The organism is Rhodococcus sp. NBC_00294, from assembly GCF_036163995.1.
GTDB lineage: Bacteria > Actinomycetota > Actinomycetes > Mycobacteriales > Mycobacteriaceae > Rhodococcoides.
In genome coordinates, this window is sequence record NZ_CP108043.1 from 1,028,905 (window position 1) to 1,042,550 (window position 13,646).

Annotated in this window: 12 protein-coding genes; 4 read left to right on the forward strand and 8 right to left on the reverse strand. The window is 69.2% G+C overall.

Features of this window, described 5'->3' with window-relative positions:
- The first annotated feature begins 126 nt into the window (after positions 1-126).
- Entirely contained in the window at positions 127-2,241 is a 2,115-nt protein-coding gene (locus OHB23_RS04855) for a transglycosylase domain-containing protein (RefSeq protein WP_328811588.1), read from the forward strand.
- A 125-nt stretch (positions 2,242-2,366) separates the two neighbouring features.
- A complete protein-coding gene (locus OHB23_RS04860; protein ID WP_222632688.1) occupies positions 2,367-3,884 on the forward strand; it encodes a glycosyltransferase family 87 protein in 1,518 nt (505 codons plus the stop codon).
- Here the strand turns inward: OHB23_RS04860 and OHB23_RS04865 are convergent.
- From OHB23_RS04865 to OHB23_RS04895, 7 genes are read right to left on the reverse strand one after another with little or no spacing between them, the layout of a single operon-like run.
- Positions 3,847-4,314, reverse strand: coding sequence for a universal stress protein (locus OHB23_RS04865; protein WP_027506008.1), 468 nt, complete (start codon positions 4,312-4,314; stop codon positions 3,847-3,849). The two genes, OHB23_RS04860 and OHB23_RS04865, sit on opposite strands and share 38 nt — an antisense overlap.
- A gap of 22 nt (positions 4,315-4,336) precedes the next feature.
- Entirely contained in the window at positions 4,337-5,566 is a 1,230-nt protein-coding gene (locus tag OHB23_RS04870) for a TerD family protein (RefSeq protein WP_328810996.1), read from the reverse strand.
- Positions 5,567-5,604: 38 nt separating this feature from the next.
- The gene (locus tag OHB23_RS04875; RefSeq protein ID WP_056442152.1) at positions 5,605-6,432 is read right to left on the reverse strand and encodes a hypothetical protein; all 828 of its coding nucleotides are present in this window, start codon (positions 6,430-6,432) and stop codon (positions 5,605-5,607) included.
- Between the two features lie 44 nt (positions 6,433-6,476).
- The gene (locus OHB23_RS04880) at positions 6,477-7,586 is read right to left on the reverse strand and encodes a cysteine protease StiP family protein (RefSeq protein WP_328810997.1); all 1,110 of its coding nucleotides are present in this window, start codon (positions 7,584-7,586) and stop codon (positions 6,477-6,479) included.
- The gene (locus OHB23_RS04885; RefSeq protein WP_222646435.1) at positions 7,583-8,857 is read right to left on the reverse strand and encodes a phosphoribosyltransferase family protein; all 1,275 of its coding nucleotides are present in this window, start codon (positions 8,855-8,857) and stop codon (positions 7,583-7,585) included. Before OHB23_RS04885 ends, OHB23_RS04880 begins: the two co-directional genes overlap by 4 nt.
- The gene (locus OHB23_RS04890; protein ID WP_328810998.1) at positions 8,854-10,038 is read right to left on the reverse strand and encodes an HpcH/HpaI aldolase/citrate lyase family protein; all 1,185 of its coding nucleotides are present in this window, start codon (positions 10,036-10,038) and stop codon (positions 8,854-8,856) included. Before OHB23_RS04890 ends, OHB23_RS04885 begins: the two co-directional genes overlap by 4 nt.
- Positions 10,039-10,054: 16 nt before the next feature.
- A complete protein-coding gene (locus OHB23_RS04895; protein ID WP_056440935.1) occupies positions 10,055-11,347 on the reverse strand; it encodes a hypothetical protein in 1,293 nt (430 codons plus the stop codon).
- 77 nt (positions 11,348-11,424) lie between these two features.
- On the opposite strand from OHB23_RS04895, the gene OHB23_RS04900 reads away from it, so the two are divergent.
- Entirely contained in the window at positions 11,425-12,000 is a 576-nt protein-coding gene (locus tag OHB23_RS04900; RefSeq protein WP_027506015.1) for a TerD family protein, read from the forward strand.
- Between the two features lie 171 nt (positions 12,001-12,171).
- The gene (locus OHB23_RS04905; RefSeq protein ID WP_027506016.1) at positions 12,172-13,287 is read left to right on the forward strand and encodes a DUF475 domain-containing protein; all 1,116 of its coding nucleotides are present in this window, start codon (positions 12,172-12,174) and stop codon (positions 13,285-13,287) included.
- Positions 13,288-13,297: 10 nt separating this feature from the next.
- Here OHB23_RS04905 and OHB23_RS04910 read toward each other — a convergent pair whose 3' ends face one another.
- The gene (locus OHB23_RS04910; protein WP_081821310.1) at positions 13,298-13,609 is read right to left on the reverse strand and encodes a helix-turn-helix transcriptional regulator; all 312 of its coding nucleotides are present in this window, start codon (positions 13,607-13,609) and stop codon (positions 13,298-13,300) included.
- Between the last annotated feature and the right edge of the window lie 37 nt (positions 13,610-13,646).

The following is a 13,646-nucleotide window of genomic DNA, read 5'->3' on the forward strand; positions in this document are numbered from 1 at the left end:
TCCCACTCGCGTGGCGACGCCGACGGTGACCGGGACCGGTTCGGTGGAGGACCCACCGAACCGCCATCAGGAGGTACTGCCACGAAGACGAAGAAGAAGTCGAAGTGGAAGGTCCTGCGGCGCACGATGTACGGCTTGATCGCGCTGGGCATGGTCGTTCCGGTCCTGGTGTTCATGGTCGCGTACGTCGTCGAGGACGTTCCGCGGCCCGGTGACATCAAGACCAACCAGGTCGCCACCGTCCTCGCATCGGACGGAACGTCCGTCCTCGGCACGGTGGTCCCTCCCGAGGGCAACCGCACCGACGTCGAGATCGGACAGATCCCCGAGCACGTCCGCAATGCGGTGTTGTCGGCCGAGGATCGTGACTTCTACTCCAACCCCGGATTCTCGGTCACCGGCTTCGCACGCGCCGCTCGCGACAACGTGCTCGGGCGCGACAGCGCCGGTGGTGGATCCACCATCACGCAGCAGTACGTGAAGAACGCGCTCGTGGGGTCCGAGCGGACGCTCACCCGCAAGATGCGCGAGCTGGTCATCTCCTCGAAGATGGCGCGTCAGTGGACCAAGGACGACATCCTCGCCGCGTACCTCAACACCATCTACTTCGGCCGCGGCGCGTACGGCATCGCGGCGGCGTCGAAGGCGTACTTCGACAAGCCCGTCGAGCAGTTGAGCGTCGAGGAGGGTGCCGTGCTCGCGGCCACCATCCAGCAGCCCTCCGGACTCGATCCGGAGAACAACCCGACGGGTGCGCAGAGCCGCTGGAACTACGTCCTCGACGGCATGGTCACGATGGGTGCGCTCGATCAGACCCAGCGTCAGGCGATGCAGTACCCGCAGTGGCGACCGCTCGCCTCGGTGGACAGCGGCGACGCCGCCGACGCCGGCCCGAACGGACTGATCAAGAACCAGGTGCTCAAGGAGCTCACCGCGTCGGGCATCAGTGAGCAGGACCTGAACACCGCCGGACTGCAGATCACCACGACAATCGATCCGCAGGATCAGCAGGCCGCCATCGACGCCGTGAACTCCAACATGGAGGGCGAACCGTCCGAGCTGCGCACGGCGTCGGTGTCGATCGACCCCCGCACCGGTGCGGTGCGCTCGTACTACGGCGGTGTCGACGGTCGCGGCTTCGACTTCGCGCAGTCCGGCCTGCAGACCGGTTCGTCGTTCAAGGTCTTCGGCCTGGCGGCGGCTCTGGATCAGGGCATCCCGCTGTCGCAGATGTACGACAGCTCGCCGCTGACGGTCAACGGCATCTCCATCGGCAACGTCGAGGGCGAGTCCTGCGGCACCTGCACCATTGCCGAGGCTCTCAAGCGGTCGCTCAACACGAGCTTCTACCGGTTGCAGCTCAGCCTCGACGGCGGCCCGCAGGCAGTGGCCGACATGGCGCACCGCCTCGGTATCCCGACCGAGGTCGAGGGCATCGGCGAGACCCTGACCGAGCCGAACGGCGCCGGCCCCAACAACGGCATCGTGCTCGGGCAGTACCAGTCCCGTGTCATCGACATGGCCAGCGCCTACGCGACGCTCGCCGCATCGGGCACCTACCACGCACCGCACTTCGTGCAGAAGGTCGTGACGGCCGACGGCACCGTGTTGCTCGATCGCGGAGCGGACCCCGGCGAGCAGCGGGTCGACCCCGCCGTCGCGGACAACGTCACGGCGGCCATGCGTCCCATCGCGGGCTACTCGAACGGCCACAACCTAGCGGAGGGACGCGCCTCCGCCGCGAAGACCGGTACCGCGCAGCTCGGTGACACCGGCGAGAACAAGGACGCCTGGATGGTCGGGTACACGCCGTCTCTGGCGACGGCCGTGTGGGTCGGTACCGAGCAGGGTCTCCCGCTGGAGAACAGCTACGGGGGACCCATCTACGGCTCCGGACTTCCGTCGGACATCTGGAAGGACACGCTCGACGCGTCCCTCGAGGGCTCGCCCGTCGAGTCGTTCCCTGCACCGGGTGCTATCGCCGGCCAGGCCGGTGTGCCGCAGTACTCGGCACCCGCGCCGACACGGACCGCGGCGCCGCCCACATCCTCTTCCGCAGCGCCGGAGCCCACGACGCCGGAGCCCGTCGCTCCGCCGGTCGTCGTCCCGTCGCAGGTCGAGATCCTGCCGGGCATCACCATTCCGGTTCCCGGTCTGGCCCCGGCGCCGGCGGAACCTTCCGCCGTCACCCCGCCCGACGACGGGGCGGCTCCGGAGCCGGCCACGCCGCCCGGCGGCTAGGGGTGGCGGGCAGGCCGGAGGCCGGTCGGGACGACTCGTCCGACGAGTTGTTGGCGAGTCCGGGTGAGTTGGCGACGGATCGACGCTCCGCTCGTCGGCGCGATCGGCCGAGTCTGACCGACCCCATGGTCGCGGAGTTGTCGACGGTGGTGGGCGGCCCTGTGGGCAAGCACGCGTTGGTGGGGCGGCAGCGCCACATCACGCCACTGCGCGTGATCTTCGCGTTCACTGTCGTGTTTCTCGCGCTGGGCTGGTTCGGGAAGGCCGCGTGCATCCAGCAGGCCCCGAACGGCCCCGGCGGCGAGCTGGGACTCGACTGGAGCGGGAGCCGTCAGTACGTCGCGATGTGTTACTCCGACGTGGTCCCCCTCTACGGCGCGGAGCGACTCGATCAGGGCGCGTTCCCGTACAAGAAGTCGTGGGAGGAAACGGGTTCCGACGGTTCCACGATCACCCGGTACATGGAGTATCCGGTGGTGGCGGGGCTGTACCAGTACGTGTCGATGCAGGTGGCCCACGCGTGGTCTGCGGTCCCGTGGTTGCCGCAGGCGCTCACGGTCGCGCTGTATTTCAACGTGGTGGCGTTCGGCTCCGCCCTCGCCTGGCTCGTGACGATCTGGGCGACCACGATGTTGGCGGGACGTCGGGTGTGGGACGCCGCGCTGGCCGCGTGTTCCCCTCTGGTGATCGTGCACGTCTTCACCAACTTCGACGCCCTCGCAACGGCATTCGCCTCCGGTGGGTTGCTGGCGTGGGCGCGACGCAGGCCGGTGCTGGCCGGTGTCCTGCTCGGCATCGGGGGCGCGACGAAGCTGTACCCGCTGTTCCTGCTCGGTCCGCTCCTCGTGCTGTGCATCCGCACGGGGAACATCAGGGACTGGTCGCGGACCACGGCGGCGGCGCTCTCGGCGTGGGTTCTGGTCAATCTGCCCATCGCACTGCTGTTTCCGCGTGGCTGGTCGGAGTTCTTCCGACTGAACTCCGACCGCGGCGCCGATCCGGACTCGCTCTACAACGTGGCCCGGTCGTTCACCGGCTGGGCCGGATTCGACGGCCCGCTCGGTCCCGGCGAGAAGCCGGTGATCCTCAATCTCGTGACGGCGCTGCTCTTCGTGGTCGTGTGCCTCGCCATCGGCTGGGTGGCGCTGACGGCTCCGCGGCGTCCTCGCCTGATGCAGCTGTGTTTCCTCGTGGTCGCCGGTTTCCTGCTGACGAACAAGGTGTGGAGTCCGCAGTACTCCTTGTGGCTGGTGCCGCTCGCGGTCCTGGCTCTGCCGCACCGGCGAATCCTGTTGGCGTGGATGACCATCGACGCACTCGTCTGGGTTCCACGGATGATGTACTACCTGGGCGTGGCCGACAAGGGCCTGCCCGAGCAGTACTTCACGGCGACCGTCCTGGTGCGCGATCTCGCCGTCGTCGGATTGTGTGTCCTGGTGGTGCGGCAGATCTACCGGCCGGTGGACGATCTGGTGCGTCGCAGCGGCGACGACGATCCGGCCGGTGGTGTGCTCGACGGAGCACCCGACGCGTATCCGTCGTGGGTGCCGGCGATGGTGCGTCCGCGGCCCGTCGAGGTTCCGATCGCGGATGCGGCGCCACCGCCTAGGGCACCACGGTCACCGGCCACCGACCCAGCTTGACCAGTCGGACGGCGACGGAGCCGAAGATGCGGTGCCCGGCAGACTCGGACGTGCCCACGACGATCGCGTCGGCACGCAGTTCGTCGCCGACGGCGGCGAGTCCCATCGCCGGGTCGCCGCGGAACGTCCGGAACTCCCAGTTCACGTGCTGGTGCTCGCCGAAACGCACCACGTGGTCGCGGATCTCGGTGAGCAGCTGGTCCGCCACCTGGCTCCCCGAGTCGTAGACCACGCCGCTCGCCTGCGCGAAGGCGCCGGCCGCCAGCGTCTGCACGTAGACCAGCACGAGCTTGGAGTGCTGCCGGCGCGCCAGTCCGGCGGCGTACGCGGCCGCCCGCCAGGAGGAGTCGGAGCCGTCGAGGCCCACGACGATCAGCTTGGGGCCGTCCACTCCGTACTCGAAGACGGAGGGATCGTTCGACGAGGTCACGACCCGAGCCTACGACTCCTCGTCAGGAGAGGTACGGACGGAGCTGCGGCAACGCTTCGCCCGCGTGCTTGGCGTTGATGCCGTCGCCGATCGCCTGCAGCTTCCACTCGCTCCCGGCTCGGTACACCTTGGCCATGACCAGCCCGGTGAACGGCATGCCGCCCTGCAGCGTGAAGCGTGCCAGCTCGGTGTTGATCGTGTTGTCGACCAGGCGGGTGAAGGCGTTCGCCACCTGCTCGAACGTCTGCCCGCGGTACGAGGTCACGATGAAGACGATCGAGCTCACATGGGCGGGCACCCGCGTCAGGTCCACCGTGATCACCTCGTCGTCGCCCTCGCCCTCGCCGGTGAGGTTGTCGCCCTGGTGGACGATCGACCCGTCCTTCGACCGCAGCTGGCCGAAGTAGACGACGTCGGCGTGCTTGTCGCCGGAGAACATCAGCGCCGAGGCGTCGAGATCGACGTCCGCGCTGCGCCCGCCTCCGAAGAAGCCGGCCTTCTTGATGGGGTCCCAACCGAGGCCCATGCGGATGGTGGTCAGTGCGACGCCACCGTCCTTCTTCAGCGTCACCTTCTGACCCTTGGTGAGACTGACGGGCCGAGCCTTCGTCAGGCTCACCTCGGCGGGGGCCGCGGGCACGGAAGGTGCCGGGGGTGCCGCGGGCGGCGGCGTGGGGGCCGGCGGAGGTGTGGGAGCGGCAGGCGGAGGTGTGGGTGCAGCAGGCGCAGGCGCCGCTGCGGGAGCGTCGTCCACCGAGACCCCGTGGTCACCGACGAGAGCGGCGAACCCGCCCGCGTAACCCTGGCCCACGGCACGGACCTTCCAGCCGTCGCCGCGCCGGTACAGCTCGAGCGCGATGACGATGGACTCCGTCGTGAGGCCGTCCACGGTGTACGAGTAGAGCGTCGCACCGGTGCCGCCGTCGATCACGTGGGCGGTGGGCGCGGAGACGCGTCCGAAGCTGCTCGACGAGTCGTCGAGCGTGACGACGACTCGGATCTGCGTGATGTCGGCCGGGACCGCGGCGAGGGTCACGGCGACTTCCTGCGGCCCACCCTGGCCCGGAACCAGCTGCACACCGGGGCCGGAGGGCTGGTTGAAGAAGACGAAGTCGGCGTCGGAGCGAACCTTGCCGCTGTCGGTGACGAGCAGGGCGGAGATGTCCGCCGGTGCGGTCAGCTCGAGACCGATGCGAACGGTGGCGGTGGACAGCGGAGCATTCTGTCCCTTGGTCAACGGCTGTGCAGCCACGTCTCGTCCTCTTCCGGGGTGGTCGGGTACGTCCGAATTCAGCGTACGTGTGTCGGCGGGGCAGCGGCGGAGCCCGACGTGCCGGCCGTTGCCCGGAACCAGTGCAGGATCTCCTCGCTCGCAGCACCGCCGGACCGTTCGGTGACCACGAGCCCGGGGGCGTCCCACTGCAGCAGTTCCAGTTCACCGTGCCGCGGACGGATGGCGGCGGTCGCGGCACGAAGCATCTCCGCGTCGAGGGCTCCGTCCCCGGCGGCGAGCACCGGGGCGTCGGCCTCCAGAGTTCCCGCGTTCACGCACCGTCGGCGCACCTCGGCGACGGCATGCGACTTGCACACCGCGTCGGGCATCGCATAGACCTTGCGGCCCTGCCGGGACACGCCCCAGCCGCGCTCGGTGCACCAGTGTGCGAACTCGTCGACGAAACCCTCGGGCATCGTCTCCACGTTCACGACGAGGTAGCAGAACAGATCGTCCGCCGTCCGCTGCGTGAGCACCCACGAGTCGTCGCCCCGCCGTGTCATCTCCGCGGTCACCTCCGCGAGCGGCACCGCGGACCCGGCGACGGCGTCCTCGACGGCGCGGCGCCAGTCGAGATCCGGCTCACCGTCGACGAGGATGGTGGCCCCGTTGGTCGTGATCGCATGCCGCCAGGGTGCTCCCGGCAGGGCGATGCGTCGGAACTGCTCGACGGTGCGCGTCGTGGTCGGCACCACCACCACCTCGGACGCGAGGCTGGTGAGCAGGTCGGCGGCGCGTGTGGTCATGTACGACAGCGGAGCGCCCTCGTAGTACTCGACGCAGCGCACGTCGTCGTCCTGTCCGTCCGTGCGACCCTCCGCCAAGGCGGTGGCGCTGTAGATCATCGTGCGGTCGAGATCGGTCGCGACCAGTGCGGTCCTCGCCTCGGTCACGAGACGTCCCGGACGAGACCCATGCAGGAGTAGGCGAGATCGGGAACGACGTCCACGGGCACTCCCCTCGCCTCGGCGAGCATCCGGATGTGGCGGTGCTCCGGCGCCCGCGCGTCGCGCACGAGAACGCGCCACGGGACCCGGCGGAGCAGCACGCGGGTGGTCTCTCCCACTCCGGGTTTGACGAAGTTGACCGTGCTGATGCCGTACTCCTCCCGTACACGCTCGACCGAGGCCCAGCCACTCCACGTCGGTGTCCGGTCGGCGGACCGTACCGTCGACAGTCCCTCTGCCACGGCGTCCGCGACATCGTCGAATCTGGCGGACACGCTGTCCAGCAACAGGTTCGACACGTCCACCGCGGCGAGGTCGGCGTATAACTTGGCGCCGTGGAACTCACCGGGCCCGATGAGCGTGTCGTTGAGCACGGTGCGGGAGATCAGGCCCGACACCGTCGAGTTGAGGCATGCCGACGCGATGAGGAAGTCGTCGCGGGTGCCGTAGGTGGTCACACAGTGCCCGGGGTCCGCCAGTACCGCGAGCCGGTCGTCGAAGCGGGGGCCTCCCGCCCGGTGCACCGCGTCGAGGGCGGCGGTCAATTCCCGAGTGATGGCGCCCTTGCCGGTCCACCCGTCCACGAAGACGACGTCGGCCGGGTCGTGGTGACGGGCGAGATGATCCAGTGCGGCCGAGTCGATTCCGCGATCGCGCACGATGGACACGGCGTAGTGCGGCCACGTCAGACCGCGCACGTCCCGCGCCCAGCGGCGCATCAGGATGCCGATGGGGGTGCCGGCGCGGGCGAGAGAGGCGAGCACCAGGTTCTCACCGCGCTCGGCGATCACCAGATCGGTGACGATGCCGACCGCGGTGGCGAGGCGCGTCGCGCTCTCCTCCAGGACGGTGGCGAACAGGTCGCGGTAGGCGGCATCGGGTTGATACTCGACGGGCAGGCTCTCGGCATAGTGCGCTGCGCCCGACTGGATCTGCTGCTCCCGCGACGCGGTGTCCGCCTCCAGCGAGACGTGCGAGAGATCCTTCAGGAGCCAGGACACCTCGTCCGCCGCGTAGGACCCGAACGCCGGACCGTGCAGCGGTGCCGTCATCGAGACTCCGTCCGCAGCGAGTGCGGATCCGCCGCCACCACGGCGACGGTGACGTCGATACCGGTGCGGGTGAGGGCGTCCACGAGACCGTCCGGACCCGTCAACGCCTCGGTGTCCGCGGGCGGATCCACGACGAGAAGAACGGGGCTCGGCGCCTCCTCGTCCGGTACCCGAGCGTTGTAGAGATGACGTCGGCCACCGGCCGCGGGTTCCGGTGCGACGAACGAGAAGCCGCGCCGCAGCGGGTAACCCGGCTCGTCGAGCACATGAGCGGGTGAGCGGGTGGTGGTCTGGAACAGTGTCGGCGTTCCGCGGTCCGACAGTGCGCGGGCGATGCGGAGCGGGAGGTACATCAGTTCCTCGTGCCCGATCACGACGGTGGTGCCCGAGCCGAGGTGCGGTCGCAGCAGATCGGCCGACTCCTCGACCGCGGCGTCGAAGGCGGCGACGTCCTCGGCCCGAAAACCGTGGCGACCGCCGTCGGGCACTCCGGCCGGCCAGGGCACGTCGACCCTGGTGACGGTCCCTCGGTGGGGAGCATCCACCGGTGCAGACGCAGCGGGTAGCGCTTCCACGACGGCGATGATGTCGTCGGGCAGATGCACGGTGCCCGTCGCGAGCGACACCGAGTCGATGACCACCCCGAGTTCCGCAGCGACGCGGTCGGTCTCGCGGCGCTGATCCGCCGAGCGCATGTCGACGAGCGAGGCGATCACGTAGCGCGCCCGCGGCGCGAGTGCGTGCACCGCGCGAATGGCACCGAGGGCCGTCGTTCCCGTGGAGATCTCGTCGTCGACCAGGACCATCGGGAGGTAAGAGGGCAGGTCGCGCTCCGGATCGGTGGGTAGGAGGCGATGATCCGTCGCGTGCGAGTGGCCCTCCTCGAACTCACCGTGCACGGCGAATCCCTCGACGGGTCGACGGGTCGAGTGGATGTAGGACCGTGCGCCGAGGCGCGTCGCCACGCAGTGGCCGAGTCCCGTCGCGGTCTCGGCGAATCCGAGTACCACCACGCCGTCGTCGTGCCCGGCGAGCACGTCGGCGCACAGGGAGCCCAGGAGCTCACCTGCTCGGATCACCTCGGCCGGGTCCTGCGGGATGTGTTTGCCCAGAACGGTCGACACCAGCAGGTGTGCCCGGCGCGGGTTGCGCCGCAGCCCCGGCTGCACCAGGTCGCCCACCCGCCGGCCCACCGACGAGGTGCCGTGCTCGAGGACGAGCCCCAGTTCCGCTGTCGCCCAGGGCAGTCGACGGCCCATCGCGCGGCTCATCGTGCAGTGCCGGTCGTGGACGCGGGACGCCTGGCCAGTGCCTGCATCACGTCGACGAACGACACACCCTCGGCGGTGACGCCGAAGACGGCGGCCCGGCGCAGCGTCTGCTCGGCCCACGGCCGGTGCGGACCGAGTTCGTTCATCTTGTTGCCGTAGCCGGAGGCGAGGACGCCGCCTCCGCCGGAGGACGACGCGATGGCCTGTGCATCCTGATACTCCTCGTGGGTGACCACCGACAGCGAGTGCACGGCGGCGACGTGGGACGGGTGGATGACGGTCTTGCCGTGCAGCCCGTTGGCACGGTCGAGCGCGACCTCACGGAGCAGACCGTCGATGTCGCGGCTGACCAGCTGCTGGCGGAAGCGGACGGCGTCGTGCTCGGCGAAGGGCGTGGCTCGCAGCATCGGGCGGAACAGCCGCTCGTGGTCGGCGAAGTACTCCCAGACCGGGCCGGTGACGACGAAACCCGTTCCGTCACTGCGCCCGAGGTTGTTGACGATGGCGCCGATGGTGTCCGCGACCACCCGCACGTCGTAGATCGTCAGGTCGCGGTCGCGTCGGATCCCGAAGGCGCCGCTCATGTCGGTGGCACCGACTCGCACCGCCAGGACGCTGTCGCGGTATCGGTCGAGCACGTCACGTGCACCGGCCAACTCGTCGTCACGGGTCTCCCGGTAGACCATCTCGCGGGACTCCATCACGGGCATGACCACCAGGTGTCTGCCCGCTGCGGCCGACCGAGCGGCCACCTCCTCGAGAAACTTCTCGCCGCTCTCCGGCCGGAACTTGGGAAGAACGAAGCCGTGCAGGACGTCGATGCCGGTGGTGAGACGGTCGCAGACGTGGTGCATGTCCTCCGCCGTGCGGACGCGGACGAAGACGGCGGCCTCGGGCGGATCGACGGCGAGTGCGTCCAGCGCGGCGACGACGTGTCCGCGCGCCGCTTCGAGGTCGGCGTCGGCAACGGCGTCCTCGAGATCGAGCACGACGGACCGGGAGCCCTCGGCCGCGCGCTTGCGTACCGTCTCCACCAGGTTCGCCCTGGTGGCCGGGACGTAGAGCGTGGCGCCCAGGGCGAGCGCCCGCGTCGTGAGGTCGCTCTCCGCGGTCACGGCGACGGGCGGGCGGTGGAACAGGTACTCGAGTGTGGCGGGTTCCAGGTGAGAGAAGTGCTGCACTGCAACCCCTTTCGTATCAGGTCCGACTCTGTCGGCCGCGGATGCGGTCGACCACACCGGAGATGAAGTCCTCGACGGAATCGAGTTCGCGCAGGTACGCCCAGTAGTCGGGTCGGCCCGTTCCGAGTGCCGCGGCGGCCCTCTCGATCCGTGCGAGCTGAGCATCCAACACCGAGCCCCATTCGGCAACCAGTCCCCGGTCGACGGCCAGCAGCTGCGCGTCGCGCAGCCGGAACCGGACGCGGCGATCCACGGCCCCGGGGTCGTCCCGCACCTCGCGCAGGCGTGCCAGGCGTCCGGTGACGGCCTCGATGTCCGCCTCCGCGTCGGCCAGATGCTGCCGTGCGGCGGTGATCCGGTCGAGTGCCTCCTCCGGATCGCCTCGGTCGCGTGCGGTCGCCGCGTCGTCGATGTCGCGGGCCGCCTCGACCATGTGGGTCTCGCAGTTCTCCCGAGCTCGGGAGAGATCGTCCGAGCTGGCGGCCACGAACTCGCGCAGCAGGGCGGAGTAGGCGGGCGCGATGTACTCGGCCTTGGTGCCGACCGCCTGGAGCCGAGTGCGGACCGATGCCAGGGCGGTGGACGCCGATCCGGCGCGGCCGGGTGCCTCGGCGAGTGCCTGGCGGAGATCGTCCGCGGCGGAGCGCACCTGCGCTGCGCGGCCGGTGACCGCGGTGCCGCTGCCCCCGGATTCCGCCGCCGCGAGACCGTCCAGTGCACGGTGTACCGCGGCGACGGCGTCACGCACGGAGCGATAGGAGTGGTGCGGTTCCGATCCGGTGACGGTTGCCAGCACCGAGGTCGCCGCGGTGCGTGCGTCGTTCGCCAGGCGCGGGACCGCGGCGTACTCGAGCGTCGCGTGCTCGAGCCGTGCCCGGTGCGCCTCGTAGAACTGGTCGACCGCGGCGCTGGCGGCGGAGAGGTGGGCGATGGCGGTGGCGAAGGCGTCGTACGCCTCCTCGCTCGCGTCGGACTCGGGGCGCTCCGTGGCCGCCAGATACGAGGCACCCGCTGCGAAGCACTGCTCCTCCACCGGCCGCCAGCGCGCTCGCAGACTGTCGTCCGACCTGCCCAGTCGTTCCAGCGCGTCGACCCCCGCGGATGCGATCGACTGACGCTTGTCCATGTCGAGGAAGGTCCGGACCGTGTCGGCCCGGATGGCGGCGACCGCCTCGGTGCGCGCCCGGCCGCGGCTCAGGCGCCCGGGCCAGCGGTGTGTCACCCGCCCGATGGTACTGGCGGCGCCGTTCTCGGACGCGCCGGCGATCTCGAGTCGCACCGGCTCGCGGGAACGCTGGTGCGATGCCACACGTTGGGGGTATGAACGCGAGTGGACAGCACTTTCCAGCACGCGACCGGTAGCACGCAACCGAAAGGACTCGAGCCATGGGCGTCAGCCTGACCAAGGGTGGCAATGTCTCCCTCACGAAAGCCGCACCGAACCTCACGGCCGTCTCGGTGGGTCTCGGATGGGACATCCGCACGACCACCGGCACCGACTTCGACCTCGATGCCAGCGCCATCGCGCTCGGTACGGACAAGAAGGTGGTCAGCGACCAGCACTTCGTGTTCTTCAACAACCTGAAGAGCCCCGACGGGTCGATCGAGCACACCGGTGACAACACCACCGGTGAGGGCGACGGCGACGACGAGGTCATCAACGTCGAGCTCTCCGCCGTGCCGCCGAACATCGACACCATCAACTTCCCGGTGTCCATCTACGAGGCCGACGCACGCTCGCAGTCGTTCGGCCAGGTCCGCAACGCCTACATCCGCGTCGTCGACAAGTCCAACGGCACCGAACTCGCCCGCTACGACCTCAGCGAGGACGCCTCGACGGAGACCGCCATGGTGTTCGGCGAGCTCTACCGCAACGGTGCGGAGTGGAAGTTCCGCGCCGTGGGACAGGGCTACGCCTCCGGTCTGGCCGGCATCGCCCGCGACTTCGGAGTGAACGTCTGACCCCTGTGAAGGAGTAATGTCCCGCTCGACGGGGCATTCGGTCCGAGTACCGGAGAGTGTTGCGCGTCGTCCTCGTCGGACGGCGCTGCGACACTCTCCGTTGCATGTCGGGGCAACGACGCCCCGTCGCCGGAGCCCGCAGGGATCGACACCAGAGAAAGGCCACCACCCGTGGTTCTACGCATCTTCGGATGGTCGTTCGCGATCACCGCGCTCGCCATCGTGGTGGCCTTCATCTACGGGAGCTGGCAGGCCGTCGCTCTCGTCGTGATCCTCGGCATCCTCGAGGTGTCGCTGTCCTTCGACAACGCGGTCATCAACGCGACGGTCCTGCGCCGGATGAGCGAGTTCTGGCAGAAGATCTTCCTGACCATCGGCATCATCATCGCCGTCTTCGGTATGCGGCTGGTCTTCCCGCTGGTCATCGTCTGGGCCGCGTCCGGCCTGGGCCCCGTGGCGGCGCTCCGTCTCGCGCTCAACCCGCCCGCGGACGATGCCGCCTACTTCCCCGACGGCAGCCCGTCGTACGAGACGCTGATCACCGACGCGCATCCGCAGATCGCCGCGTTCGGTGGCATGTTCCTGCTCATGCTGTTCCTCGGCTTCATCTTCGAGGAGCGCGAGCACACCTGGCTCTCGTGGATCGAGAAGCCGCTGGCCAAGGCCGGCAAGCTCGACATGATGTCCGTGATCGTCGCCGGCATCCTGCTGGTTCTCGCGGCCGAGTTCATGGCGGAGGACGACAAGATCTCCACGGTCATGGTGTCCGGCGTGCTGGGCATGGTCACCTACATCGCGGTGAACGGCCTCGGCAATCTGTTCCACGTCCCCGGTGAAGACGAGGAGGAGGAGACCTCCGGCGGGCCGTCGGACCTCGCGAAGGCGACCGGCAAGGCCGGCTTCTTCCTGTTCCTCTACCTCGAGGTCCTCGACGCGTCCTTCAGCTTCGACGGCGTCATCGGCGCGTTCGCCATCACCGCCGACCCCATCATCATCGCCCTGGGCCTCGGCTTCATCGGTGCGATGTTCGTGCGGTCGCTCACGGTCTATCTGGTGCGCAAGGGCACGCTCGACGACTACGTGTACCTCGAGCACGGCGCCCACTGGGCCATCGGCGCACTGTCGATCATCCTGCTGGTCTCGATCGGCGTGCACATCAACGAGATAATCACCGGACTCGTCGGTGTGGTCCTCATCGGACTGTCGTTCCTGTCCAGCGTGCGCCGTAACCGGCGCCTCGCGGCCGAGGGGCATGCCGACGACGCCAAGGTGCACATCCAGGAGTGACGGGCGGACCTCAGAGTTCGTCGATGTCGATCAGGCCGTCCTGCAGGGCCCGCGCGACCAGGGATGCCTTGGTCGGTGCGGGCCGGCCGACGGCCGCGTACTTCTGACGGATCCGCGTCAGGTGGGTGTTCACCGTTCCGAGCGAGAGGAACATGCTGGCCGCGACGGCCGGCTTGGAATCGCAGCGGAACCAGCTGATGAGCACCTCGATCTCACGAACCGTGAGGTTGGGGCGCTGGTAGGTGGTGCTGTCGGTGTGGCCATGCGTGCGAACGGTGGCCGAGCCGTCCTGATCCGGACGGCGCCATGTCGTGGTCGTCACTGGTGTGCCCTTGTTTCTCGTGTCCCTGGTTTCGGTC